24 protein-coding genes are annotated in these 25,617 nt (G+C 53.0%); 15 read left to right on the forward strand and 9 right to left on the reverse strand.

The genetic code is table 11. The features are described 5' to 3' along the window. Positions 1–80: 80 nt before the first annotated feature. Entirely contained in the window at positions 81–290 is a 210-nt protein-coding gene (locus tag GQF03_RS05240) for a hypothetical protein (protein ID WP_161338168.1), read from the forward strand. On the opposite strand, the gene GQF03_RS05245 is transcribed toward GQF03_RS05240, so the two are convergent. The 4 genes from GQF03_RS05245 to GQF03_RS05260 form a co-directional block, all read right to left on the reverse strand. Further along, entirely contained in the window at positions 287–1,330 is a 1,044-nt protein-coding gene (locus tag GQF03_RS05245; RefSeq protein ID WP_161338169.1) for a TRAP transporter substrate-binding protein, read from the reverse strand. The genes GQF03_RS05240 and GQF03_RS05245 overlap by 4 nt on opposite strands. Positions 1,331–1,399: 69 nt before the next feature. Beyond that, positions 1,400–2,728 (reverse strand): TRAP transporter large permease, encoded by a 1,329-nt coding sequence (locus GQF03_RS05250; protein WP_161338170.1) that lies wholly within the window; start codon positions 2,726–2,728, stop codon positions 1,400–1,402. Then, positions 2,728–3,234, reverse strand: a complete 507-nt coding sequence (locus GQF03_RS05255) for a TRAP transporter small permease subunit (protein WP_161338171.1) — start codon at positions 3,232–3,234, stop codon at positions 2,728–2,730. The genes GQF03_RS05250 and GQF03_RS05255 overlap by 1 nt, the downstream gene beginning before the upstream one ends. Next, the gene (locus GQF03_RS05260) at positions 3,231–4,001 is read right to left on the reverse strand and encodes an N-formylglutamate amidohydrolase (RefSeq protein WP_161338172.1); all 771 of its coding nucleotides are present in this window, start codon (positions 3,999–4,001) and stop codon (positions 3,231–3,233) included. Before GQF03_RS05260 ends, GQF03_RS05255 begins: the two co-directional genes overlap by 4 nt. Positions 4,002–4,121: 120 nt before the next feature. On the opposite strand from GQF03_RS05260, the gene GQF03_RS05265 reads away from it, so the two are divergent. Next, on the forward strand, positions 4,122–4,991 hold the full coding sequence (locus GQF03_RS05265) for a MurR/RpiR family transcriptional regulator (RefSeq protein ID WP_161338173.1): 870 nt from the start codon (positions 4,122–4,124) through the stop codon (positions 4,989–4,991). A gap of 17 nt (positions 4,992–5,008) precedes the next feature. Here GQF03_RS05265 and GQF03_RS05270 read toward each other — a convergent pair whose 3' ends face one another. Then, entirely contained in the window at positions 5,009–6,235 is a 1,227-nt protein-coding gene (locus tag GQF03_RS05270) for an MFS transporter (protein WP_161338174.1), read from the reverse strand. 281 nt (positions 6,236–6,516) lie between these two features. Between GQF03_RS05270 and GQF03_RS05275 the strand changes: the two genes are divergently transcribed. From GQF03_RS05275 to rffA, 8 genes are all read left to right on the forward strand, one after another. Beyond that, on the forward strand, positions 6,517–7,209 hold the full coding sequence (locus tag GQF03_RS05275) for a WbqC family protein (protein ID WP_161338175.1): 693 nt from the start codon (positions 6,517–6,519) through the stop codon (positions 7,207–7,209). Continuing rightward, positions 7,206–8,132, forward strand: coding sequence for a glycosyltransferase family 2 protein (locus GQF03_RS05280; protein ID WP_161338176.1), 927 nt, complete (start codon positions 7,206–7,208; stop codon positions 8,130–8,132). Before GQF03_RS05275 ends, GQF03_RS05280 begins: the two co-directional genes overlap by 4 nt. Then, a complete protein-coding gene (locus GQF03_RS05285) occupies positions 8,125–8,778 on the forward strand; it encodes a class I SAM-dependent methyltransferase (protein ID WP_161338177.1) in 654 nt (217 codons plus the stop codon). Before GQF03_RS05280 ends, GQF03_RS05285 begins: the two co-directional genes overlap by 8 nt. Then, positions 8,775–9,440 carry an acetyltransferase gene (locus GQF03_RS05290; RefSeq protein ID WP_161338178.1) on the forward strand — a complete coding sequence of 222 codons (666 nt, stop codon included), beginning with the start codon at positions 8,775–8,777 and terminating at the stop codon, positions 9,438–9,440. Before GQF03_RS05285 ends, GQF03_RS05290 begins: the two co-directional genes overlap by 4 nt. Beyond that, positions 9,437–10,357, forward strand: coding sequence for a glycoside hydrolase family protein (locus tag GQF03_RS05295; RefSeq protein ID WP_161338179.1), 921 nt, complete (start codon positions 9,437–9,439; stop codon positions 10,355–10,357). The genes GQF03_RS05290 and GQF03_RS05295 overlap by 4 nt, the downstream gene beginning before the upstream one ends. Beyond that, the gene (locus GQF03_RS05300; RefSeq protein ID WP_161338180.1) at positions 10,354–10,758 is read left to right on the forward strand and encodes a GtrA family protein; all 405 of its coding nucleotides are present in this window, start codon (positions 10,354–10,356) and stop codon (positions 10,756–10,758) included. Before GQF03_RS05295 ends, GQF03_RS05300 begins: the two co-directional genes overlap by 4 nt. A gap of 1 nt (position 10,759) precedes the next feature. After that, the gene (locus GQF03_RS05305) at positions 10,760–11,578 is read left to right on the forward strand and encodes a class I SAM-dependent methyltransferase (protein WP_161338181.1); all 819 of its coding nucleotides are present in this window, start codon (positions 10,760–10,762) and stop codon (positions 11,576–11,578) included. Between the two features lie 108 nt (positions 11,579–11,686). Next, a complete protein-coding gene (gene rffA / locus GQF03_RS05310; RefSeq protein ID WP_161338182.1) occupies positions 11,687–12,847 on the forward strand; it encodes a dTDP-4-amino-4,6-dideoxygalactose transaminase in 1,161 nt (386 codons plus the stop codon). A gap of 197 nt (positions 12,848–13,044) precedes the next feature. Here the strand turns inward: rffA and GQF03_RS05315 are convergent, their stop codons facing one another. The 3 genes from GQF03_RS05315 to dctP form a co-directional block, all read right to left on the reverse strand. Next, a complete protein-coding gene (locus tag GQF03_RS05315; RefSeq protein ID WP_161338183.1) occupies positions 13,045–14,370 on the reverse strand; it encodes a TRAP transporter large permease in 1,326 nt (441 codons plus the stop codon). Then, on the reverse strand, positions 14,370–14,936 hold the full coding sequence (locus GQF03_RS05320; protein WP_161338184.1) for a TRAP transporter small permease subunit: 567 nt from the start codon (positions 14,934–14,936) through the stop codon (positions 14,370–14,372). The genes GQF03_RS05315 and GQF03_RS05320 overlap by 1 nt, the downstream gene beginning before the upstream one ends. Before the next feature lie 177 nt (positions 14,937–15,113). Further along, positions 15,114–16,154, reverse strand: a complete 1,041-nt coding sequence (gene dctP / locus GQF03_RS05325) for a TRAP transporter substrate-binding protein DctP (RefSeq protein ID WP_161338185.1) — start codon at positions 16,152–16,154, stop codon at positions 15,114–15,116. 565 nt (positions 16,155–16,719) lie between these two features. On the opposite strand from dctP, the gene GQF03_RS05330 reads away from it, so the two are divergent. Continuing rightward, positions 16,720–17,928 carry an acetyl-CoA C-acetyltransferase gene (locus GQF03_RS05330; protein WP_161338494.1) on the forward strand — a complete coding sequence of 403 codons (1,209 nt, stop codon included), beginning with the start codon at positions 16,720–16,722 and terminating at the stop codon, positions 17,926–17,928. 47 nt (positions 17,929–17,975) lie between these two features. Here the strand turns inward: GQF03_RS05330 and GQF03_RS05335 are convergent, their stop codons facing one another. Further along, positions 17,976–18,866 (reverse strand): DMT family transporter, encoded by an 891-nt coding sequence (locus GQF03_RS05335; protein WP_161338186.1) that lies wholly within the window; start codon positions 18,864–18,866, stop codon positions 17,976–17,978. A gap of 390 nt (positions 18,867–19,256) precedes the next feature. On the opposite strand from GQF03_RS05335, the gene GQF03_RS05340 reads away from it, so the two are divergent. The 4 genes from GQF03_RS05340 to GQF03_RS05355 all read left to right on the forward strand — a co-directional run bounded on the left by GQF03_RS05340 (position 19,257) and on the right by GQF03_RS05355 (position 25,611). Beyond that, positions 19,257–20,153 carry a MurR/RpiR family transcriptional regulator gene (locus GQF03_RS05340; protein ID WP_161338187.1) on the forward strand — a complete coding sequence of 299 codons (897 nt, stop codon included), beginning with the start codon at positions 19,257–19,259 and terminating at the stop codon, positions 20,151–20,153. Next, positions 20,150–21,487 carry an aspartate aminotransferase family protein gene (locus GQF03_RS05345; protein ID WP_161338188.1) on the forward strand — a complete coding sequence of 446 codons (1,338 nt, stop codon included), beginning with the start codon at positions 20,150–20,152 and terminating at the stop codon, positions 21,485–21,487. Before GQF03_RS05340 ends, GQF03_RS05345 begins: the two co-directional genes overlap by 4 nt. Positions 21,488–21,701: 214 nt before the next feature. Next, positions 21,702–22,676 carry a TAXI family TRAP transporter solute-binding subunit gene (locus GQF03_RS05350; RefSeq protein ID WP_161338189.1) on the forward strand — a complete coding sequence of 325 codons (975 nt, stop codon included), beginning with the start codon at positions 21,702–21,704 and terminating at the stop codon, positions 22,674–22,676. A 112-nt stretch (positions 22,677–22,788) separates the two neighbouring features. Further along, positions 22,789–25,611, forward strand: a complete 2,823-nt coding sequence (locus GQF03_RS05355) for a TRAP transporter permease (RefSeq protein WP_161338190.1) — start codon at positions 22,789–22,791, stop codon at positions 25,609–25,611. Positions 25,612–25,617 lie beyond the last annotated feature (6 nt).

The raw sequence follows: 25,617 nt of genomic DNA on the forward strand, positions 1-25,617 counted from the left end.
CGATATAGAGGCGGTCTTGAAGGCCGGTACCGAGTGGGGCGGAATGTGTCTTGCTATTCCAGGTCCGATAGGGATGACAGATGACATCGCCGGATACATATGCGGACGTCTGCCGGTTCTCGACATTTCCTCGGAACTCACCCCCGGGCGCCGCCCGCACAGATCTCGCGCGCGCGAAATCCTCGCCTGACCGCGCCATCGCATCCCATCTCGATGACAAGGCGGGCGTTGCCGCAGTGCTCACGGCGGGGGAGTGGAGCGCCGAATTGGCGCTCCACCCTTTGTATTAGTTGTAGCGGTAAGGGCGACCTGCCTTTTGCATGTCCGCATTATATTGCTTGAAGATATCCACCACTTTTTTCTTGGTCTCGGATTCAGCGGCGATTTCATCCCAAAAGATGGTCGCGGCTTTTTCAACCTGGTCCCACTCCGCATCCGGGATTGTCGTCAATTTCATCTTGGTGCCATTGACGCGAAGTGACGCTTCGCCGCCCCAGTACCACCACTGACGGTAATAATGCGACGAGTCAAAGGTGACCTTTACCAGTTCCTTCAAATGATCGGGTAATTCGTTCCAGCGGTCCATGTTGGCGAAGAACGATCCTGCCCAGGCACCCGAGATATTGTTGGTGAGGAAGTAATTGGTTACATCCGCCCAGCCGACGGTGTAATCCTCGGTAATACCGGACCAGGCGATGCCGTCGAGTTCACCGGTCTGCACGGCCACCTCAATATCCTCCCAGGGAAGCGTAACCGGAACGACGCCGAACTGGCTCATGAAACGACCGGCCGTCGGGAAGGTGAAGACGCGCTTGCCTTTCAGATCCTCAAGACTGTTGATCGGGTCCTTGGTCGCGAAGTGACAGGGATCCCATGCGCCAGCGGAGATATGCTTGACACCAAGCTTTGAATATTCCGAATCCCATATCTCATTGAGACCGTACTGGTTGAACAGAACCGGCACATCCAGGGAATAGCGGCTTGCAAACGGGAAATAGCCGCCGAAAACGGTAACTTCCGTAGGCGAAGCCATGGAGTCGTCATCGGACTGCACGGCGTCGATTGTCCCTTTCTGCATCGCACGAAAAAGCTCTCCCGTCGGGACCAGCGCGTCAGAGGTATAAAGCTCGATCTGCATTTCGTCGCGGGCGATCTTGTTGAAGCTATCAATCGCCGGTTTGATGACATGCTCGGCGAGGGCTGGCCCGGCATAGGTCTGCAATCGCCATTTTATCGTCGATTGCGCGTGTACGGCGGGCGCCGCGAAAGAGGAGGCCGCGGCGACACCGGCGACGCCGGCGCTTTTGATAAAACTACGTCTTGTCGTCATTTCTGTCTCCTTCTGCTTGAGTATGGCATTTAAGTAGATTGCCTTCTTTCCCGGTCAGCCGGGTTATTGTTATTTTTTATAAACATAGTCGGGCAGCCAGAGCGCGATTTCGGGAATCGCCATGACCAGAACCAGCGCCAAGATCATCACCATCACAAATGGGATGATCGATCCGTAAATATCGCGCAGCGTTATCTCGGGTGGCGCCATTGCCCGCATCAAGAATAGATTATATCCAAATGGCGGCGTCATGTAGGCGATCTGGGTGGTGATGGTGTAGAGCACGCCATACCAGATCAGGTCGAATCCGAGCGCATCTACCAACGGCACGTAGAGCGGCGCGACAATGACAAGCATGGCCGTGTCGTCGAGAAAGGTTCCCATCACCAAAAAAGATAGCTGCATAAGGATGAGAATAAGCCAGGGCGATAGACCGAGCTGTTCGGTAAACAGGTTTTCGATGGCCTTCACTGCTCCAAGACCGTCGAAAACGGCCCCGAATCCGAGGGCGGCAAGGATAATCCACATGAACATGCAGGAAATACCGAGCGTCTGCCGCAGGGAGGTTTCGAACACCTGACGTGTCATCCGACGTTTGATAATTGCCGCAAGAAAAGCAGTGAGTGCCCCGATAGCGGAACTTTCAACAAGGCTCGTCCAGCCAATGACAAATGGAACCATCATCGAAGCAAAGATACCGAGGGGAAGAAGGCCTGCACGAAGAAGACGCAGTTTTTCCGCGAGTGTGACGTCCCGGCGGGCATCTTCCTTGAGGGCCGGACCCAGATTGGGGCTGATGCGGCAGCGAACGGCAATATAAATTACAAAGAGGGCCGCCATCATGAGCCCCGGAAATATGCCGGCAAGCCAAAGCTGACCCACCGGTTGCCGGGCGATCATAGCGTAAAGAACAAGCACCACCGAAGGCGGCACCAGAATGCCGAGTGACGATCCAGCCTGGATAACGCCGGTCACCATCTTTTTATCGTACCCCCGGCGGAGGAGCTCTGGGAGGGCAATAGTGGCGCCGATAGCCATGCCAGCGACGGAGAGGCCATTCATCGCGGAGATCAGTACCATCAGGGCGATCGTTCCGATAGCAAGCCCGCCGTTGATCGGTCCCATCCAGACATGAAACATCTTGTAAAGATCGTCGGCAATCCGGGATTCAGACAGGACATAGCCCATGAATATGAACATTGGCAGGGTCAGAAGCGGATACCATTTCATCAGCTTCATCGCCGCGGAAAACGGAATATCCGCGCCGCCAGCATCGCCCCAAAGAAGAAGTGCAGATGCGGCGGCAACGGCACCAATCGCGCCGAAGACGCGCTGCCCGGTGAGAAGCATCAGCATCATGGTCGAGAACATCAACAACGCAATCATTTCATAGGGCATCAGAGCTTCTCTCCCCGCAATGTCGCGATGTCCTTGAAAAGCTCTGAGATTGCCTGCAGCAGCATCATGATTATTCCGAAACACATGGTGATTTTGATGGGCCAGATATAGGGCCGCCATGCTGTGGGGCTGCGTTCCCCGTACTCAAGCGAATAAATTGTACTTTCAAGTCCGCCGAAAAGCAGCACGCCGAGATAGAAGAGCAGCATGAATACCGTAACGGAATCGAATGCGGCTTTCCTCCGCTTCGACCAGGTTGCGTAGAACAGATCCATGCGGACGTTGGAGCCAAGCTGGATCGAGTAAGCACCGCCCAGAATATAATAGGCCACCATAATGAATTGCGCGATTTCAAGCGTCCAGAGCGAGGGCAGGAAGAAGGTTTTCGAAATCGATGACCAGAGCAGGACGGCCATCATCGCGAAGATGCCGTACATAATGAAACGTCCGACATGGTGGTTGAATTTGTCAACAATCCGGACGTATGCGCGCATAAACTCCCTCATGCGCTCCTGACTCCGGCGGTTCCGCGATCCAGCGCCGTCAGGGCGTCGGCGATCACTCTGCTCAGCATATCCGCGATCGTAGTTTGTGACGGTGCGTCGGCAATCAGATCATTGCGAATTTCGATCATGACATTGAGCTTGCCATCGGGAAGCGCATGGGCCTTCAGGGTATGGGTCACTCCGTCGGCCGGGCCGTACGGTTCATTCCGTTTAACGGTAAGATCGGTATGGTTTGCGATGATTTCGAGAAGGGCATCGGCGAGCCGGCTGTCTACGTCATGCAGGATGCCGAGTTCAACGTCGCGCTTTTTACCCTTATATACCGGCGTGAAGCTATGGATGGTCACTATCGCCGATTTGTTTTTCGCTGCTTCCTCGATCCTGGCATAGAAAGGAAAATAGAAATCCTCGGCGCGGCGCTGGCGTTCCGCTGAAGTCAGGCCATGGTTTCCGGGAATATTGATGTTGTCGCTTTCCTCGCATATCGCATCGGCGCGGTCAGGGGGGCGATTACAATCAAACAGCAACCGCGAATATTCGCACGCGATCAAGGGCGCTCCCAGATTTTCGCCAATTCTCTCGGCGACGGCACGGGCGCCGGGGTCCCAGGCAATATGGCTGTTCAGTATTTCCGGTGAGAGCCCAAGCCCCGCATATCGATCCGGGATATAATTACTGGCATGCTCGCATATGAGGAGGAGGTCGCGGCTTTCATTATTCTGGCGCCCGGACGCAAAATCCAATCCTGTAATTTTCCTATCCGACATCGATACCTCCGTTGCAAAATTAAATCTCCTTACCTCGCTTTCCTTTGTCAATATTTTTTGAAAGTTTTTCTTCACTGCGTTAGATTGTGGAAATAAAATTACAAATTGAGGGAATGAGACTTGCCGCCCAAGGACAGCATCGCGGTCAGACTGCAGGGCAAAATGGACAGCCTGACACGGGCGGAGCGCCAGCTTGCTCACAAGATTCTCGAGAATTATCCGGTTTCTGGCCTCGGTTCGATTACAACGGTATCGGAAAATGCCGGGGTGTCGACGCCGACCGCCGCACGGATGGTGCAAAAACTGGGCTATGGCGGATATGCTGAATTCCAGGCGGCGCTCCGACAGGAAATCGAGGCGCGGGTATCAAGTCCGCTCGTCAAGCATGAAAGCTGGGCGGGAAATGTCCCGGACGAGCATATCCTCAATCGCTTCGCTGATGCGGCGATGGAAAATATCCGGCGATCCCTGGCGCAGCTGGATGTCGCGACCTTTGATGCCGTATGTCAACTACTAGCGTCGGAGAAAAGCGCCGTTTTTGTGGTGGGCGGACGGATAACACGGGCGCTCGCCGATTATTTCTTCCTTCATTTGCAGGTTGTCAGGCCGCGGGTCACCCTCATTCAGTCCATATCAAATGCCTGGCCGCATTATATTCTGGAAGTTGATGAGGGAGATGTCATCGTCATTTTCGACGTTCGACGTTATGAAAACAGCACCCTGAAACTTGCCGAGATGGTGGCCGAGCGCGGCGCGCGGATCGTTCTATTTACAGATCAGTGGCGCTCCCCAGTCCATAAGTTCGCGGATTACAGTTTTAATCTGCACATAGATGTTCCTTCCTCCTGGGACTCCGCGGTCGTCATCATGCTTTTGCTTGAGACGGTTATTGCCAAGCTCCAGGAACTTACCTGGGATAAAACACGTCCGCGGATGGAAGCCCTCGAAGATATGTTCGACCGGACTCGTTTTTTTCGAAAATTTACCTGATGAGCCGTGAGAGCATCTCAGGCCGGTATCGGCTTTTGCGGCGGGTTATATAGTGCGAAAATAATCTGCGCGAGCCCGGCGAACAACCCGAGGCCAACCCCCAGCAGCAGGGCCAAGTCGTAGGAGTCCAGTCTGTCGTATAGCCAGCCGCCCCCGAAAGCGCCGAAAAAACTCCCGATCTGGTGGCTGAAAAAGGCGAACCCCTGGATCATCGCCTGCCAGCGCAGGCCGAACATTTCGACAACCGATCCCGCGACGAGCGGCGAGACGCCAAGCCAAAGAAACCCCATAACCGCGGCAAAAAGGATTGTCGTCATTGGCGTCGGGGGCAAAATGAAATAAGCGGCGAGGACAAAGGAGCGGGATACATAAATGATTCCAAGCAGTACCTGCTTCGACCATCTTCCGCCGGCCCAGCCGAAGAACAGGCTGCCGACGACATTAAAGCCGCCGATGATGCCGAGCGCGGAGGCCCCCAGCATCGGATCCAGCCCGCAAATTACGAGGTAAGACGGCAAATGCGTCGTTAGAAAAACGAGCTGCATGCCGCAGACGAAATAGGCGATGGCCATCACGACAAAAGGCGCATGCCGGAACGCGACGGCGATGGCGGCGCTTGCGGACAGTCGGTCTGAGTTATTGGCCGATAATTCGAGAGGTGCTTCCTTGTCGACACGGCCGGCGATCCAGGCCGCGGGCACGATAATCAAGGCGACAATCGTGAAACCGGCGAGGCCAATCCGCCAGTCGTAATAGGATTCAAGAAACTGACCGAGCGGTGCCGTAAACATCGCGCCGACCGAACCCGCCGCGGACATGACGCCGAGTGCCGTGCTGCGTATTGCCGGCGGAACAAGGCGCGATGTAACCGATAATGTCATGGCGAAGGATGCGCAGGCCATGGCGATGCCGACGCAAATTCCGGCGCCGATAATTACCATAATTGCGCCCTCCGCGTTGGTGAGAAGGGCCATGCCGGCGACATAGGATAGGGCGCCCGCCACCATTACGGGGCGAAAGCCCCAACGATCCGCAAATATGCCGGCCAACGGTTGGCACAAACCCCACACAAGATTTTGAAAGGCAATGGCAAAGGTGAAATCCGTTATGGTGACGGCAATGTCCTGGGTAAGCGAGGGCATAAACAGGCCGAGACTCTGCCTGAGACCGAAACTCAGACTGAGCATCACGGCTGCTGCGATCAAGATCGGGAGAACTGGCCGAATGGCCCGCAAGTTCGACATTGGCTATTCTTCGTTATTATTATTTTCCGGCAATCATAGACCCATGTCCGGACTTTAGGCAAATGACATGATCAAACAAAAAATACTTCCGAGAAATCCACGCTATTAAGGCTCAAGTTTCCCTCGCGTAAATCACAACATTAATTATCTAAAAACGAGTGCGTTGGCGGGATATTTACTATCCATTTCCTTCCCAATTGATTTCGTGATATACGCCCCATTCAAGCTGACTACTTAACAAAATTATTAGGAAATCATTGAGCTTAAGGAGCGCGTGACCGATGCGGGTTGCCATCGTGCAGTCAAATTATATCCCCTGGAAGGGGTATTTCGATATGATCGCCTCGGTGGATTACTTCATCCTGTACGACGACGTTCAATTTACGCGCCGGGACTGGCGGAACAGAAATAAAATCAAGACACGTGACGGGTTGCAATGGCTGACTGTCCCGGTCCTGTCCAAAAACAAATATTTCCAGGCCATAAAAGACACGAAAATCGACGGAACCGCCTGGGCTACAAAGCATTGGCGGTCCATAGACGCTAATTATAAAAAGGCGCCACATTTCGACGCGCTGGCGGAAATTATCCGGCCTGTGTACGAAGGAGAGACCCCTGAATATCTGACTGAACTGAACGTGCTTCTTATTCGCCGAATATGTGATTTCCTGAATATCAAGACGACGATTTCCTTGTCATCTGAATTTGACCTGGCGGAAGGGCAGAATGAGAGGCTTCTGGGAATATGCAAGCAATTGGATGCTGACGTTTATGTGTCCGGCCCGCTCGCCAAGGATTATCTCGATATCTCATTATTTGCGGCGGATGGAGTTGATGTTGAATGGTTTGATTACTCCGGTTACCCTAATTATGACCAACTGTGGGGCGATTTTGAGCATGGCGTCAGCATCGTCGACTTAATTGCGAATACTGGTCATAATGCGGCGGATTTTATGAAATATGTGAAGACATGAAACTTTCAATTGTCGCAACACTATACAAGAGCGCGCCTTTTCTCGACGAATTTTACAGAAGGTGCGTCGAGGCGGCGAACAGTCTTTTTCAGGACGATTTTGAAATTGTACTGGTTAATGACGGTTCGCCCGACGACAGTCTCGCTCGGGCTGTGTCGCTTCATGAACGGGACCCCCGTGTCAAGGTACTTGATCTTTCAAGGAATTTTGGCCATCACAAGGCGATGCTGGCGGGGCTTCGTTACGCCAAAGGTGAATTTATATTCCTAATAGATTCCGATTTGGAAGAGCAGCCGGAATGGCTGGCTAATTTTCATGGAATTTTGACGGAAGAGAGGGGCATTGATGCCGTTGATGTTGTGTATGGCGTTCAAGACAAACGAAAGGGTAGCTGGTTCGAAAAAGCCAGCGGCGCACTTTTTTTTAAAGTTTTCAGCTATTTATCCGAAGCGGCCATCCCGGAAAATTTGGTGACGGCGCGATTGATGCGGCGCAGATATCTCGACGCCCTCCTTTTACACAATGAGCGGGAGTTTTTTATTGCGGGACTTTGGGCAGTAACTGGTTTTAACCAAAAGGCGATACTGGTAAAGAAGCTGTCAAGGGGCGGTTCGAATTATGGACTAGGGAAGAAACTGGCCTTCGCACTTCATCATGTGATCTGTTTTAGTACCGTCCCTCTAAAGTTGATCTGCTTTTTCGGGCTTGGCATCGCGAGTCTCTCCGCGATTTTGGCCATCTGGGTTATCCTGCAACATATATTCGGTGGCCTTGCGGAAGGCTGGCCATCCATTGTAGTTGCTATTTGCTTTTTTGGCGGCCTTAATTTTTTTGGTATCGGCGTTCTCGGGCTTTATCTTGGGAAGGTGTTTTCCGAGGTTAAACAACGGCCAAACGCGATATATCGGCAAATATATGATTGATCGCAATTCCCAAATACATAGCAGCGTTGCGAAATATTATAGCCAAAAGCTCCGTGACCACGGGGCGACGGCGAAAGGCGTTGATTGGAAGGATCAGCAAGGACAGTATCTGCGATTTGCACAACTGGCAAAGCTGATAACAGATTCTGGTATTTCCCAGAAGCCCGTTTCGATTGCCGATTTCGGATGTGGATATGGTGCGTTTCTCGGCTATATGCGGAGAAACTTCCCCGAGGGAACCCGATATGAATTTCTCGGAATTGACTTATCTGAAGACATGATCGAAGCATGCCGGACACAGTGGAGCGAGGATACTGACGCGCGTTTTCTCGTGGGGCATGAGCCTGACATCGAGACTGATTTCGCAATTGCCAGCGGCATCTTTAATGTCAGCCTTGAAACTACTGAAGATGAGTGGTTGGCGTATATACTTAATACGCTTCAAACAATGTCTCGGTTCGCGCGGAAGGGGTTTGCGTTCAACTGTCTGACGTCATACTCGGACGAGGATAAAAAGGCGAAACATCTCTACTACGCTGATCCTTGCTATTTCTTCGACTATTGCAAAAGGAATTTTTCGCGAAACGTTACGCTGCTTCACGATTACAATTTGTATGAATTTACGATTTTGGTGCGAAAATTATGAAGAAGAACCTGATCATTTTTGGAAACAGCGAGATCGCTGAGCTCGCGAAATTTTATTTTGATCGACACACTGATTATGCGGTTACTGGATTTTGTGTAGATCCAGCCTTTTTACAGGAAGATGTTTTCTGCGGATTGCCGATTATATCATTTGAGGAAGTCCACAAGATTTACCCACCCGCAAATCACTCCTTTTTCGTCGCCTTGAGCTATACGAAACTCAATGAATTAAGGCGGGAGAAATTTGAAGCCGCCAAGGCCCTCGGTTATGAACTCGCAAGCTATGTAAGCCCTCATGCCATAATATTAAACGACGGCAGGATTGGCGAGAATTGCTTCATTCTGGAAGACAATACGGTGCAACCATTTGTGACTATCGGTGATAATGTCACCTTGTGGAGCGGCAATCATATTGGCCATCATTCGACAATCAAAAGCCACAATTTTATCTCGTCGCATGTTGTGGTTTCCGGCGGCGTTACAATCGAGGAACAATGCTTTCTGGGCGTAAATTCGACGCTGCGCGACGGTATTACGATTGGCGAGAAAAGCGTTATCGGTGCCGGCGCCGTCATTCTTGGAAATGTAGATCCGCATGGCGTATATATCACCAACAAAACTGAGCGGTCGCGTCTTCCCAGCAGCAAACTTCGTGGGATATGAATATTCCTAAGCATAGCTGGGCCAAGAAAGGACGTATATTTTCGCCTTCCGGACGGCATCCCAAATTGGCCACCCATGCGGCCAATCCGCTTCCCCTGCTTTTGTCCGGCGATGTATACAGAATCTTTTTTAGCGGACGGGATGTGAATAACCGATCTTCCGTGGGTGCGTTTGATTTTGACTTGGCAACTGGCCGCATTGTTGAAGAACATCACGAGCCATTTTTCAGCGCTGGCCCCCCTGGCAGTTTTTTTGAAGATGGCGTGAGTATCGGGAATTGTTACACCGTCGGCGACAAAACCTACATGCTTTTCATGGGATGGCAAAATCCAAAGGATGCCCACTGGCGCGGAGACATAGGGCGACTGGTCGTACATGAAGATCTCACATTATCGCTGGAGCGGGAAGCGGCTTTTATTTCTGGCGATGAGTTTAATTCGATCAGCCTTTCCTATCCCTGGGTGCAGTCGAACGACTCTGGTGGTTACGAAATGTGGTATGGAACTACGGAGGCATGGGATGCAGGAAATGGTGAAATGCTGCATGTCATTCGCCATGCTGGTTCCGCGGATGGGCATAATTGGGAGCGGACGAATAAGGCGGTTCCCTACCAGCTCGGCGCAGCTCAGGCCTTTTCCAGACCGACAATCTTGAGGCACAAGGATGGCTCCCAGGATATGTGGTTTTCTTACCGCGCGGGAGACGGCACAAGCTATAGAATTGGTCATAGCCGGTTATCAGAAGATGGGTGGTCTATGCCTCCCGGGGACCCCGGAATAGACGTGTCCGGCGAAGGTTGGGACAATGAGATGATTGAATACCCCTACGTGTTTGAACATCGCGGCACGTGCTACATGCTGTATAATGGAAACGAATACGGAAAAACGGGAATTGGTCTGGCGGAATTGAAGAAATGATTGCCGAAATCAAGGTTTTTTGGAGTAAGGCGTGGCGTTTTATTGTTACGGGTGTCGTTTCCAACGTGTTGTTCTATTTGATTTATCTTCTTTTACTTTGGCTCTCGGTTCCCTATCAGATCGCGGTGACTATTTGCTACGTACTGGGGATGCTCTGGGGATACGCCATCAATAAGATTTGGTCCTGGCAAGATGAGAGCCCAATTTTGAGGTCTGCGACAGCTTACATACTAGCCTATGGGTTCATTTACTTCTGCCACCTTGGGTTTGTCACTTTTCTGGTGGAGATACAGCAGATTTCACCGCATTGGGGAGGGCTTGCTTCGGTCGTATTTTTGACTATTCCATTGTTCATGTTGCTGGATCGTTTTGTATATCGTTCACCGAAAGCCAGAAATTAATATGCGTGAACCGAATTCTCCCAATTTGTTCGCGGATGATAAACAGGCCGCTCGCTTGCAGGCGGAGGCGGACTTCGGTTTTCGTGAAGTAGCGCCGCATGTGAATAGAATTCCTAGTGGTGCGTCGATCATGGAGGTCGGTTGCGGTACGGGGCTGCTATTAACAAGAATGGCGGAAAAATTCGGTGAATATTCCTTTACGGGTGTCGAACCGATCGGTCCCGGCTTCTCGCAATTTTCGGAAACTTTGAGCGCTTTCGAGCGGAAGTATGAAAACATCAGATTCATCCGCGAGCGCATTGAGGATGTGAGAGAGGATCAGCAATTCGATCTGATATATTCGGTGAACGTTTTTGAGCACCTGAATGATTGGCGCAAGGCCATCGACAAATGTTGTACCATGCTGAAGCCCGGTGGGCGGCTCGTCGTTCTCTGTCCGAATTACTGTGTTCCTTATGAATCGCATTTCACGCTTCCTATTATCATCAACAAACCGCTGACTTACAGGTTATTCGAGAAATCGATAATCCGGACGGAAGAAAAATTGGATGCCAGCGGGCTTTGGCAGTCCTTGAATTTTATCAAGGCGCCGCAAATTCGACGTCATTGCGAATTAAAAGGATACCGTTTTCATTTTGATAAGGCGATCATGAAACGCATGCTGGACCGCTTGGATGAAGATCCGGAATTCAGGGAGCGGCAAAGTGCTCTCGCTAAAATTGCCATTCTTGCCAACAGGCTTGGGGCTGGCAATTTATTGCGTGTCCTGCCGGCTCGCTTCAGTGCCTATATGAAAGTGATTATTGAAGCCGCCGAATGAAAATGTGGATGACATTCGATGTTACTTCGATAATGGAAAGTAGAGAATTGAAATGTGCCAACCGTTGGTGAGTAGTGATCACTATGTCGATTGAAAGGTAAACGTTAGATGCCGGACAACATTTTTTTGAACAAAGTGTTCATAACTGGTCGGGAGGCCACCTATGTCGCGCAGGCAATAGCGGATTCGCAGAAGGGCGGTATGCTGTCAGGCGATGGCTCGTTTACACACCGGGTTAGTGAGTTTCTCGAGAAAACTTTCGACACGCATCAGGTTCTCTTGACACATTCCTGTACTGCGGCGCTGGAAATGGCGGCAATCCTGGCCGACATTCAACCAGGCGACGAAGTGATTATGCCGTCATATACATTTGTATCCAGCGCAAATGCGTTTGTGCTTCGTGGCGGCGTTCCCGTTTTCGTGGATGTCAAAGCGGATACTATGAACATTGACGAGAACCTAATCGAAGCGGCAATCACCGAAAAGACGAAGGCCATTGTCCCTATCCATTATGCCGGCGCGGCCTGCGAAATGGACCGGATCATGCAGATCGCGGAAAAATATGACCTGATGGTTATTGAAGATGCTGCGCAAGCCATTTTCGGCAATTACAAGGGGCGTCCATTGGGCACGATTGGTCATCTCGGATGCTTTAGTTTTCATGAAACGAAAAATATTATCTGCGGCGAAGGCGGCGCATTGCTAGTAAACCGGCCGAATTTGGAGGCACGGGCCGAAATCGTCCGGGAAAAAGGAACCGACAGGACCGCATTTTTGAGCGGACGATCTGACAAATACACCTGGCGTGATATCGGTTCGAGTTACCTGCCATCGGATATGTTGGCGGCGTTCTTGTTGGCACAGCTTGAGCATGGGGAAGAGATAACGCGGCGACGCCAGAAGGCGTGGGAAATATATGATGAATGCCTGCGTAGTTCAGGCCTACTTGAACTGCCACAATACCCCCATGACAGCCGTCCCAACGGTCATATGTATTTTGGCCTGCTTCGTAACGCTAAGGACCGACCGGCGTTTATTGAAGAAATGCGAAATGAGGGCATACAGGTCTTGAGCCATTATGTCCCTCTGCACTCTTCTCCCGCGGGCCAGAAATTTTGCCGGGTATCCGGTTCCTTGGAAAATACGATAAGCGGTGCGTCAAGACTTGTCAGGTTTCCGATGTATTGCGGCATAGAAGACAAGGCCGAAATGATCGCGGGCCTTGCTATGGACAAGCTTAGAAAACTGAATTCCGTGATAGAGGCATAACTATATCGGCCAAGTTTAATGTGTGAATGGTGAGGTGCCGTCCTCAAGGCTGGGACAGCGCTTTATCTATATTTCTCCAACCATGCCGTTATTTGAGCATCACCGCCGCGCGCAGGGGAGGGCGGCGATGCTCATGGGTCAAATCCGCTTTTGAGCCAATTTTTCCGCCAATAGTTCGGTTGCGATCTGATCCGAGGTTACTGGAACAGGTAATTCGGTAGCCACAACGCGATGACCGGGAAAAACACGATGATCAGGAGACCGGACAACTCTACCAGAGTATAGGGCCCTACCGACCAGTATATGTCCTTCATCGTGACATCCGGCGGTGCGACAGAACGGAGGTAGAACAAATTGAACCCGAATGGGGGCGTCATGTAGCTGATCTCCATCATGATCACGAAAAGAATGCCGAACCAGACCGGGTCAAAGCCATGACTTGCAACGAGCGGCAGGAACACCGGCAGCGTAATCAGCATAATGCCGACAGGATCCAGCACCATGCCCAGCAGGAACAGGACGAACATCATGAATGCAAGGGCGCCCCATTTCCCACCCGGTATCTGTGCGGTCAGGTGCGTGATGAATTCCTCCGCCCCCATCGCGGTATATGCCATCGAATAGGCATGCGCGGCGAAGACGATCCAGGTGATAATTGTGGTCAGGCGGAAAGTCCGCAAGGAGGATTCTGATATTACCCTCCAGGTCAGCTTACGGTTAATGACACTGGCGACCAACGCGCCGAAGACGCCGACAGCGGCCGCTTCCGTTACGGTCGCAAAGCCCCCGAATATGGCACCCAAGACAATGAAGATGATGAAAATCGGCAAAAAGACGGAACGCAATGCGGCGATTTTCTCACCCCAATCCGCTCGCTCTTCCTTCGGCAGGGAGGGGCCCAGATGGGGCTGAAACCAGCAACGCACACCGATATAGATGGAGACCAGGGCGAAAAGCAGTAGGCCCGGAAAAACCCCAGCAGCGAAAAGCTTGCCCACCGACACTTCGGTAATAAGCGCGTAGAGGACCATCAGGATTGACGGAGGGATCAGGATGCCCCAGCCGCCGCCGGCATTGATGGCGCCCAATGCGAGGCGCTTGTCGTAGCCGCGGTTCAGCATTTGCGGCAGAGCGATTGTGCCCATGGTGACAACGGCGGCACCGGAAATTCCCGACATGGCCGCGAAAATCGTACAGATACCGACAGTGCCTATTGCGAGACCACCTCTCACGCCGCCCCACCATAAATGCATCATGCGGTAGAGATCATGGGCGACGCCGCTTCTTTCCAGAAGCATCGCCATAAAGACATAGAGAGGGATGGCGATGAGCGAGGATGTTTCCATCAGATCCCACATCTTTGATGCTATCAGATAGAAAGCAATCGGACCTTGCTCGAAATACAGAAAGATGATCGACAGGCCGCCGAGGACAAAGGACAGCGGCACTCCGAGCATAATGAAAAGAAACAGGAGGCCGAAGAAAAGGAGGGTCAGAACCTCAATGCTAAGAAGATCATACATCAAACAGTTTCCTTCTCGTCATGCTCATCATCGCGCAACGGACCAAAGGCGGTTTCGTCGACTTCGTAGCCAAGGACGATCATAATGTCGGCAATCAGCTTCACAATTCCCTGCAGCAGCAGCAGGAACGCAGCCACGAAGATCATCGACTTGGAGGGCCAGATCGCGGGTCGCCAGGTCGTTTCATAACTGACCTCAAGGCGTGAAATACTGTCGTAGGCCATGGAATAGGCCTCTTTCAATAAAACACCGAGAAACAGGAAAAACAGGAATGAAGTTGCGATGTCCGTTATTGCCTTCTGCCTCGGCGTGAAGTTGCCGTAAAACAGGTCGACATTGACATGGTCCCGCCGCGCCAGCAGGTAACCACCGCCAATAATCGCGTAGACACCGAAAACAATCTTTGACGCCAAAGCCGACCATGAAATCGGGCTCTGGGTCACGTAACGCATGATGACATCACTAAGCAACAGCAGGAAAAGGATGAGGACGGCATAACAGGCAATCCGGCCGATCCAGGCGTTGGTCATCGTAACTGCACGCGCAAATACGGTTAAGGCACCCATGGGATTTTCTCCAGTTCATTTTTTATCAGGCGCATTTCCCGGCGCCGGTTACGGCACGACCTAATAAAGGGTCGAGTTCGCTGGTTCCCCACCGGAACCCCTCGCAATTACTTGCGAAGGATTCTGTGGAGACATCAGGTCAGCGAATGCCGAAATGTTTGGCAGAATAAACGGGCCTTAGACGTAGCCCATTTCTTTCAGGAAGCTGGTAAGCAATTCGCTTGCTTTCGTCGCATTCCCACCCTTGGCGCTTTCCTCGGCCAGAATCGCTGCGGATGCTTCAACAAACTTTTTCTGAACATCCTCAGGGAACTGGGCAACCTTGATATTCTGTTCACCAAGGCCCTTCGAGAGCGCGAGTTTCTCTTTATACTGATACTCGGTTGTGCGCTTCCAGAACCGCATGTCGAGCAGTGTCATGAATTCCTTGCGCAGATCCGGCGGCAGATCATCAATTGCCTGCTGGTTCATGATCAACGTATCAACGGCCAAGCCGAGAGTCGGCTTCATATGGAACTTCGCTACTTCCCAAAGGCTCATCGACAGGGCGCCCTGAGCGGCACCCCAATGGGCTCCGTCAACAACGCCACTGGCAAGGCTGGAATATAGTTCCGGACCGGCAACATACTGCGTTGAGGCGCCGGCCGCTTCCAGGAATTTCTGGTAACTTCCGGAGGAGCGCAGCTTCAGCGTGGAGAAATCGTCAATCGAATTGATCGGTTTGGAGACGACCAGTTCCGTCGGATAGACCTTTTCCGCGCGGCTGACGACGCCATGCACCGCCAGGTCTTCGTTGAACAGATCTTCAAAGCCCATGTTTTTCAGGAAATGCGCAAATTCCCAAGGCTCACGAAATGTTCCCGGAACACCGAGGGCAATGCCCGCTGTCGGCGCTTCGCCGAGGATATACCCCGGAGAGATCGTGCCCATTTCCACAACGCCCTTGCGGACAATGTTGAAGATTTCGCCGCCTTTTGCGAACTCCCCCGCGCCGAAGAGCTGCAGTTCAAACTGCCCGTCCGTATTCTGCTTCAGTTCTTCCGCGATCAGCGCGAGGCTGTCACCGAAGGACGCAGATGCCTTCGGCCAGTGCGATTGCACTTTCCAGGTTACCTTGGCCGCCGCCGCTGCCTTGCCGATAAATGCCGGAGCCGCAAACACGGCTGCGCCGCCGGCCAACGCTCCACGCCGGGTGATGAGATTTTTCTGTTCTTTCATGATGTTCCTCCCTTGTGCGATTGAACTGTCCTATTATTACAGTCGTACTTATGTTTATTTACCGCATCGATTTTTCGTTGGGAATGAGCGCCGGTGCATGAGGCTTATGAATGGTTGGTTGCAAGTGCAATCCGTTGTTTTCTTTTGTGCCCAACCCGGTACATTCCAATTCGATGGTATATGAAAGGTATAGGCTTGACAAGCCTGTGAGCACGGTGAATCCGTTGGCGAGATTTGGTCTGCTTAAGTGATTGAAAAATCGATAATTCGAAAGCCGTTAGTGATTGGCGAACACGTCTGGCGTGCCGCAGGAAGCTTCTGGCTTTTCGGGATCAGGGAAAAGAAGGAACTCAATAACCTGAAATTGGATTCTTCATCAGTTTAATCGCACGAATGGCCTGCGGGCGGTCTTCTTTTAAAATCAGGATAACGGATTTGGCGCAAGATAATTTGTTATCGGAATTCGCCATTACAGCTTGCTTTCGAAAAACATTGAAGGTAACGGAGTGGGCTAATCATCGTTTGAAAAAAAATATCGCTCAGTAAAACAAGGGTAATAACAATGCTGAAAGACGTCGTAATCTGTGAACCTATAAGAACGCCTGTAGGCCGCTTTGGCGGGCAATTCAGGGATCTTCATGCCCATGAACTTGGGCGAACCGTTATTGAGGGGCTGCTTGCCCGTTGTGACGGACTGAAAGAGCGGGTGGAGGACGTCATTTTCGCGCAATGCTATCCGTCTATGGATGCGCCGGCGCTAGGTCGCATGGTCGGTCTGGATGCAGGCCTTCCCATCGGCATCGGCGGCTATCAGCTGGATCGCCGCTGCGGCTCCGGTTTGCAGGCTATTATCAATGCAGTCATGCAGGTTGCGACCGGAGGCTCCTCCGTTGTGATCGCAGGCGGCGCGGAGTCCATGTCGAATGCACCTTTCTACTCGACCGCCGGCCGCTGGGGTATCAAGGGCACGTCGCTGGAGTTCCATGACGCCCTCGCCCGAGGTCGCGTGACGGCGGGTGGAATCAATTTCCCGGTACCGGGTGGCATGCTGGAGACGGCCGAGAATCTCCGCAGGAGCCATTCAGTTCCGCGCGACGAGCAGGACCGTTTTTCCGTGGAGTCTCACCGCCGTGCGGTTGCCGCGCAGGCGGCCGGGCGCTTCGATGACGAAATCATTCCCGTTACCGTACGTGGGCGGAAAGGCGATACGGTTTTTGACAAGGATGAGCATCCGCGCCCCGAAGCCAATGAGGAAAGCCTTGGAAAGCTGAAGCCGATACGCCTGAAGCAGGATCCGGACTCGACCGTTACCGCCGGCAACGCGAGCGGCCAGAATGACGGCGCGTCGGCCTGTGTCGTGACAACCCGGGCAATTGCAACTGAGCTCGGCCTTAAACCTTACGGCAGCCTCGTGAGTTGGGCGGTTGCGGGTGTTGGGCCGGAGATCATGGGAATCGGTCCTGTGCCGGCGACCGCGAAGGCGATGGACCGTGCGGGGCTGGCGCTCAAGGATATGGATTTGGTCGAGCTCAACGAGGCCTTTGCCGCCCAGGTCCTCGCCTGTACCCGAGACTGGAAGTTCGAAAAATCGGATTTCGAGCGAATGAATGTCAACGGCTCCGGGATTTCGCTGGGGCATCCGGTTGGCGCAACGGGCGGACGGATTCTCGCGACCCTGCTCCGGGAAATGGACCGGCGGAACGTCCGTTATGGGCTCGAGACCATGTGCATCGGCGGTGGTCAGGGCCTCGCGGCGATTTTCGAACGCGCGTAAAAGCGCGGCGCATCTCAAAAGGGGCAGGAATTGCCCCTTTTTTTTCGCTATGTCACGGCTTTGGCCGGTTGCGCTCTTGTTTCACGATAGAAGATGAACAGTCCGGCAAGGACAACGAGTGCTGCTCCGGTCATTTTCATCGGTCCCGGAATGTCCCCCCAAACCATGAAGCCGATTAATGCCGACCAGACGAGGGACAGGTATTTGAGCGGGGAAACAACTGCTGCGGCGGCCATCTGCAGCGACATGACGATGAGCAGATGGGCGAAGGTCACCATAATCCCGCCGAGAATGAACAACCCCCATTGCCCGGGATCCGGCCAATGGGTTCCGAATGGAAGCGTCACGGCGCCGGCGATCAGGGAAATAATGCTGGTATAAAACATCACAGTCGCGGCGCTGTCATGGGTGCCCAGCCGCCGAGTGATGATATCGCGGGATGCGGACCCCAGCGCCGCAAGAAGCGCGAAAATTACCCAGCTGTTGAAGCCATCGGGGCCGGGCTGGATGATCAGAAGGACCCCGGCAAATCCCCCAAGAACCGCCATCCAGCGTTGCCAGCCGACTTCCTCGCGCAGCAGGAAAGGCGAAGAGGCGGTAAGCAGGAGCGGCGCGATGAAGACGAGCGCCATGGTCTCGGCAAGCGGCAACCGCATCAGCGAGACTGTGACAAATACGCTGGCGGTGAGGGCGGCCATCCCGCGCAGGATGACGCCGCTGGGCTGTTTCAGGCGCAGCGTCTTCATGCCGCCGTTGCGATGGATGAGAATGGCCAGAACCGGGAACATCCAGATTCCGCGATAGAAAAGAATTTCACCGGCGTGAAAGTCCGTCGTGAGCCATTTCGTGATCCCGTCCTGCGACGTCAGCAAAAGCGTGCCGGCAACCATGCAGAGCATGCCCTTGACGGTGGTTGTTTCAGATTTCGACGGGGACATTCTGCGTCAGATCCGTTCTTTCTTGTTGTTTTTGTAATGTAATAGTCGCGACGCGGCGAGGTCAGTATAAACTTAGAGCGGCAGGATCGCTATTGATTGTTGTCGGGACGCATTCCCGGCATTTTGATCAAAGAATTCTGCGCGTGACCATATCTAATGCCCTTAGGTATCCCCGCATGATGGGCGCTGGTCTGTCTCAGTCGATCTGGCTGCTCGATAAGGATATAGCGGTTATCCGATAGCTCTTTGCGGGCCATTCCGCACATGGAAATGATTCAATTGAATTATTTTTTATAATACTGATTCAATTGTTGCATATTCCGTTACCCATGGATAGTCTGGTCCGGAACAGAATGGCATCTGCCGTCTGTAGATCGGGGCAAACTGTTGATGGCATCTATGGCAGAAACGCAGTTGGACATACTTAAGGTCATAGAACAGGAATATGGCCAATTGAGCCCGCAACTGAGGGTGGCGGCGCGTTTCGCGCTCGACCGTCCCGACCGTATCGCCTTTCATTCCATGCGGGAAGTGGCGGCGCAGGCGGAAGTGCTGCCGCCGACAATGCTGCGTTTGGCAAAACGGCTGGGGTTCAAGAATTTCAACGAATTCCGGGACAGATTCCGCCACCGGATCGAAACGCCAGGTGGTTCCTATGCGGCGCGGGCGCGGCGTTTGCAGATGCGTGAGGTATTGCCGACTGAATCAGGCCTGCTGCAGGAGATATCGGACGTTGACAGGCGCAATATTGAACAAACCTTTGAAACTATTGATGATGCTGCTATTTTGGCGGCTGCCGATACTTTCATTCAGGCGGAAACGGTCCATATAATCGGCCTCCGGAAATGCTTCCCGATCGCATTTTATTTTCATTATGCAACCCGCATTTTCTTTCCCAATTCGCGACTGATTCAGGGGCAGGCGGGACTGTATAATGAAGAAATTTCCCGTTTTTCAAAGGATGACGCTGTCCTCGCCATTGCTTTTGACCCCTATACCAATGAGACAGTAAAGGCGACGCGGGTTGCGGCCGCTGCCGGCGCCAGGGTGGTTTCGATTACCGATAGTGTTGTCTCGCCGCTGGCGAAGGGCGCTCATCAATTTTTTCTCGCCGCCAACAGAAGCCCCTCCTTTTATCGATCGCTGGTGGGCGCGATGGCCATCGTTCAGGCGCTGGTCGCGGCCATTGTCAGCCGGCTTGGGGAAGACGCAATTGCAAAACTTCAGGCGTCTGAAGCGGACCTACGCGGCAACAATACCTACTGGATAAATGGAGACCTTCCTTGACACATGTGTTTCATCGAAATCCGCGGGCAGAGCAACCCGTCGTCGCGAGAGGAGACGGGCCGTACATTTATGATAAGGCGGGTAAGCAGTATCTCGATGCCAGCGGCGGCGCGGCAGTTTCCTGTCTTGGGCACAGCAATAAATTTGTCGCCGATGCCATGAAGGAACAGATTGACAAGATCTCCTTCGCGCATAGCGGCTTTTTCACTAACCAGCCGATGGAGGATCTGGCCGATTTCCTTGTGGCGCGGGCGCCGGGGAATCTCGACCATGTCTATTTCGTTTCCGGCGGATCTGAAGCCGTTGAGGCGGCGTTGAAGCTGGCCCGGCAGTATTTCCTGGAGAAGGGGGAGAACAGTCGGACACGCTTTATCTCGCGGCGGCAGAGCTATCACGGAAATACGATCGGGGCGCTGGCCGCGGGCGGGAACCAATGGCGGCGCGAGCCATATGCGCCCCTGCTGATGCCGGTACCGCTGATTTCGCCTTGTTATGAATACCGGGAGAAGCGAAATGACGAAACCTCAGGGGAATTTGGTCAGCGTGTTGCAGGTGAATTGGAAACGGCGCTGATAGACGCGGGGCCGGAGAATGTCTGTGCGTTCATTTGCGAGCCCGTCGTCGGCGCGACAATGGGGGCGGTGCCTGCGGTCGAGGGTTATTTCAAACGCATCAGGGAAATATGCGATCAATATGGCATCCTGTTTATTGCCGATGAAGTGATGTGCGGCATGGGCCGGACGGGCAGCCTTTTTGCCGTTGAGCAGGAGGGGGTAGCTCCCGATATTCTCGTGACGGCGAAGGGACTTGGCGCGGGCTATCAGGCGATCGGGGCGATGCTGGTATCAAACGAAATTTTACGCACCATCGTAGATGGTTCAGGATTTTTCCAGCATGGTCATACCTATATGGGCCATCCGGTGAGTTGCGCGGCGGCCCTGGCGGTACAGAATTACATCGAGGACAATGACCTGCTTTCCAATGTCCGCCGTCGCGGAGAGCAGCTGCATGATGCCCTGACGGCCCGGCTCGGCAATAATCCGTTTGTCGGAGATATTCGGGGGCGGGGACTGTTCCGCGGAATTGAACTGGTCGCCGATCGCATGACCAGGGAACCGCTTGATCCGTCCTTGAAGATTCACGCCAAAATCAAGAGCGCGGCAATGGAGGCCGGGCTGATGTGCTATCCCATGGGAGGCACCATTGACGGGCGGCGGGGTGATCATATTTTGCTGGCGCCGCCGTTCATAATTGACGAGACGCATATTGCGGAAATCGTCGAAAAACTCGGGTCGACGGTTGAAAATGTATTGGCTAAGGCAATCCAGAACTGAGAGACAATTATGTCGGTTCCGGAAAGGAATTGGAAAAAGAGGGTTTTAAAAATTGTAGAAGGGCATTAGCCTGACTGAGAGATTTCCTTTTGGTGCTTTCGTTAAGGGGTTGAAAGGAATAGCTGATTTCGGGGGATAACTCGGAATTGGCACAATCCGTTGCTAGGGGAGAAACATAAGCTAGCAACATATTCGACAGGTGAAGGAGAAACAAATGAGAAAGTTTTTTGCCGTTACAGCTGCGGCGGTCACTGCCTTGGGCGGGATCAGCCTCATGAGTGCACCGGCAAGTGCGGAAACATTTATTACCATCGGCACTGGCGGACAAACGGGCGTCTACTATCAGGTGGGCGGTGCAATTTGCAAATTGGTCAATCGGGGAACGAAGGATCATGACATCAAATGCACCCATACCACAGGCGGCTCTGTAAAAAACATCAATGGTATCCGCGCCGGCGATCTGGACATGGGCGTTGCCCAGTCTGACTGGCAGTATCATGCTTATAACGGGACGGCACCGAAGCAGTTCCCGGATGGCAAGTTCGAGGAACTGCGTGCGGTATTCTCCGTGCATCCGGAACCATTTACCGTGCTGGCACGCAAGGACTCAGGAATCAAGACCTTTGAAGACCTGAAAGGCAAGCGCGTAAATGTCGGAAATCCGGGTTCCGGACAACGGGGCACGATGGAAGTCGTTATGGAGAAAATGGGTTGGACAATGGACGATTTCGCCCTGGCGTCCGAGCTTAAATCCTCCGAACAGGCTGCCGCCCTTTGCGATAACAAGGTGGACGCAATTGTCTTCACCGTTGGACATCCGAACGGATCGATCAAGGAAGCAACGACGTCCTGTGACGCAGTTCTCGTGAACGTTAATAACGACGTGATCAAGAAGCTTGTCGAAGACAATGCCTTCTACGCAATGGCGACGATCCCGGGCGGAATGTACAACGGGACGGATGAAGATGTTGAAACATTCGGCGTTGGCGCGACATTTGTGTCCTCAACCCGGACCGATCCGGAAGTTGTGTATCAGATCGTGAAAGCGGTTTTCGATGACATCGAACGGTTCAAGAAAATGCATCCCGCGTTCGCGAATCTGGATACGAAACGGATGATTACGAACAACCTTTCTGCACCGCTGCATGAAGGGGCAGCGCGTTACTACAAAGAGAAAGGCATGATGTAATGCTCGTTAAGCAGGCGGGATTTGCGTGCCCGCCTGCTTATATTCTAAGATGCTGCAATGTTCGTGTACGATCCGGGCGCGGATCGCATAGTAGAAGAGGGGGAGACTTTCTATGAGCAGCCGCGAAGAAAACAAACCACTCAGCGCCGAAGAGCTTGAGGATCTCGTTGCCTCGACAGATGTCGGTGGGCGTAATCCGTCGAACAGGAATATTGCCTTGTTCATCGCCGCGCTGGCCCTTATCTGGTCGTTGTGGCAAGTCTGGATCGCTTCACCCATCCCCTACCTCGTCGGATGGGGCGTATTCTCGGGCAAGGAAGCCCGACCAATTCATCTGGCCTTTTCCCTTATCCTCGCATTTCTGGCCTACCCGGCGTTCAAAAAATCACCGCGGGACCACGTGCCGGCCATGGATTGGGTGCTCGGTATCCTTGGCGTTGCAACGACCATGTATCTGGTCGTTTTTGACAGTTCCATCGCGGATAGCCTCATGGGGTCGCGCCTATCCGACCGTCCGGGTAATCCGAATACCTTGGATATCGTGGTTGCCTGTGTCGGTGTGGTCGTCTTGCTGGAAGCGACGCGGCGCGCGCTCGGCCCGCCCTTGATGATCGTTGCCATGGTCTTCCTTGGCTACACCTTCCTTGGCCCCTATGCCCCCGGCATCCTCGCCTGGAAAGGAGCGAGTTTCGGTGCGGTTGCGGATCACCAGTGGCTCTCTTCCGAAGGGGTCTTCGGTATTGCCCTTGGTGTTTCTACCGGGCTCGTGTTTCTCTTCGTTTTGTTTGGCGCCTTGCTCGATAAGGCCGGCGCCGGCAATTATTTCATCAAGGTCGCCTTTTCTCTGATGGGGCATATGCGTGGCGGCCCGGCAAAGGCGGCGGTCGTTGCCTCCGGCATGACAGGGCTGATTTCCGGCTCTTCCATTGCCAATGTTGTCACCACCGGCACTTTCACAATTCCAATGATGAAACGAGTCGGGTTCAATTCCGAAAAGGCAGGCGCTGTTGAAGTCGCCTCCTCCGTCAATGGTCAGATCATGCCGCCGGTTATGGGCGCGGCTGCCTTCCTGATGGTTGAATATGTCGATATCAGCTATTTCGAGGTGGTAAAGCATGCCTTTGTGCCCGCCATTATTTCCTACATTGCCCTTGTTTACATCGTCCATCTGGAAGCGATGAAACTGGATATGCAGGGGCTACCGCGGGCCGGCGAGGTCAAGCCGGTAAAGCTTGCGTTATTGTCATTTGGTATCACGCTTGCGACCATACTTATTCTTGGCGGCGCCCTGTATTATCTATCCGAATTGTTCGGCCTCCTCGACAGTTCTATGAATCGGCTGATTGTCATACTTGTCCTGATATTACTTCAGGTCGGCATTTTGAAAGGTGCGGTCGAGAAGGCGGAAGAGGGCACGAAGGCGAAAATACTCTCGAAGGGGGCGCTGGTCCTTTGCAACGCGGTTATCGTCGGCTTTGCCGTATTCTTCGCCGTTGATCTGATCCGCCAGTTGGCAGGGCCGGTCTTGACGCCCTGGATCGCCGGGGCCGCAATTCTCGCCGTTTACATCTATCTGATTTCCATTTGCGCCAAATATCCGGATCTGGTGATCGATGATCCGAATTCTCCGATCACTGCCCTTCCCGAACCCGGCCCGACCGTTATGGCGGGGCTGCATTTCATTCTTCCGGTGGGAGTTCTCATCTGGTGCCTGATGATTGAGCGCCTGTCGCCCGAACTATCTGCTTTCTGGGCGGTGGCATTGATGATCTTCATTCTTCTCACGCAACGCCCCCTCTTTGCCCTGTTCAGGAAGAACGCTGGATCAGGATTTTTTAAACAGGGATTTGATGAGCTTATCGATGGCCTGATTTCCGGCGCCCGCAATATGATTGGTATCGGCATCGCGACCGCCGCCGCCGGGATCATTGTCGGTACGGTATCGCAAACCGGGGTCGGTCTTGTCCTGGCGGAATTGGTTGAGTTTCTGTCGCAAGGCCAGATACTGCTGATCCTGATTTTCACCGCCATCCTGAGTCTGATCCTTGGCATGGGCTTGCCGACAACCGCCAATTATATTGTTGTCTCGTCTCTATTAGCGCCGGTCATTGTCAGCCTTGGGCAACAGAATGGCTTGATCGTTCCGTTGATCGCGGTCCATCTGTTTGTGTTCTATTTCGGCATCATGGCGGATGTGACGCCGCCGGTTGGCCTCGCATCATTCGCCGCCGCGGCGGTCTCCGGCGGGGACCCGATCCGCACCGGTTTTGTTGCCTTCTTCTATTCACTTAGAACCGCAATTCTGCCTTTCCTGTTTATCTTCAACACCGACCTGCTCCTGATTGATGTGACGCCGCTTCAGGGCGTGATCGTCTTCATAATATCAACGGTGGCGATATTGCTGTTTACTGCGGGAACGCAGGGATATTTCATGGCGAAATCGAGGATTTGGGAGTCGATTTTGCTCATCCTGATCGCCTTTACCCTATTCCGGCCCGGTTTCTGGATGGATATAATCTCTCCGCCCTATGAAAAAGTTGATCCGGCGGGAATCGTTGACGCCGTGCAAAATGCGTCCCCAGAATCGGAACTGCGTCTTATTGTGCAAGGGATGGACGACGTCGGCGATGACATCGTCTTTACGGCAGTATTTCCTGTCGGTGATCAGGCAACAGGCGAGGAAAGGCTGGAAGCCTATGGTCTTGAGCTATTGATCGAGAACAACAAGGTCCTTATCGATAATGCCGCTTTTGACAGTCCCGCTCAGGCCGCCGGCCTTGATTTCGACCAGCAGATTATATCGGTTCTTGTTCCCGTCAGTCAGCCGGCAAAGGAATTGTTATATATACCGGCCATTCTGCTGGTCATCGGCATTTATATGTTGCAGCGCCGCCGTCGGCAGCCGCCTGTCGCATCATCGCCGACAGCCGGGTAATTGAGG

This window comes from Sneathiella chungangensis (genome assembly GCF_009882935.1).
Lineage (GTDB): Bacteria > Pseudomonadota > Alphaproteobacteria > Sneathiellales > Sneathiellaceae > Sneathiella > Sneathiella chungangensis.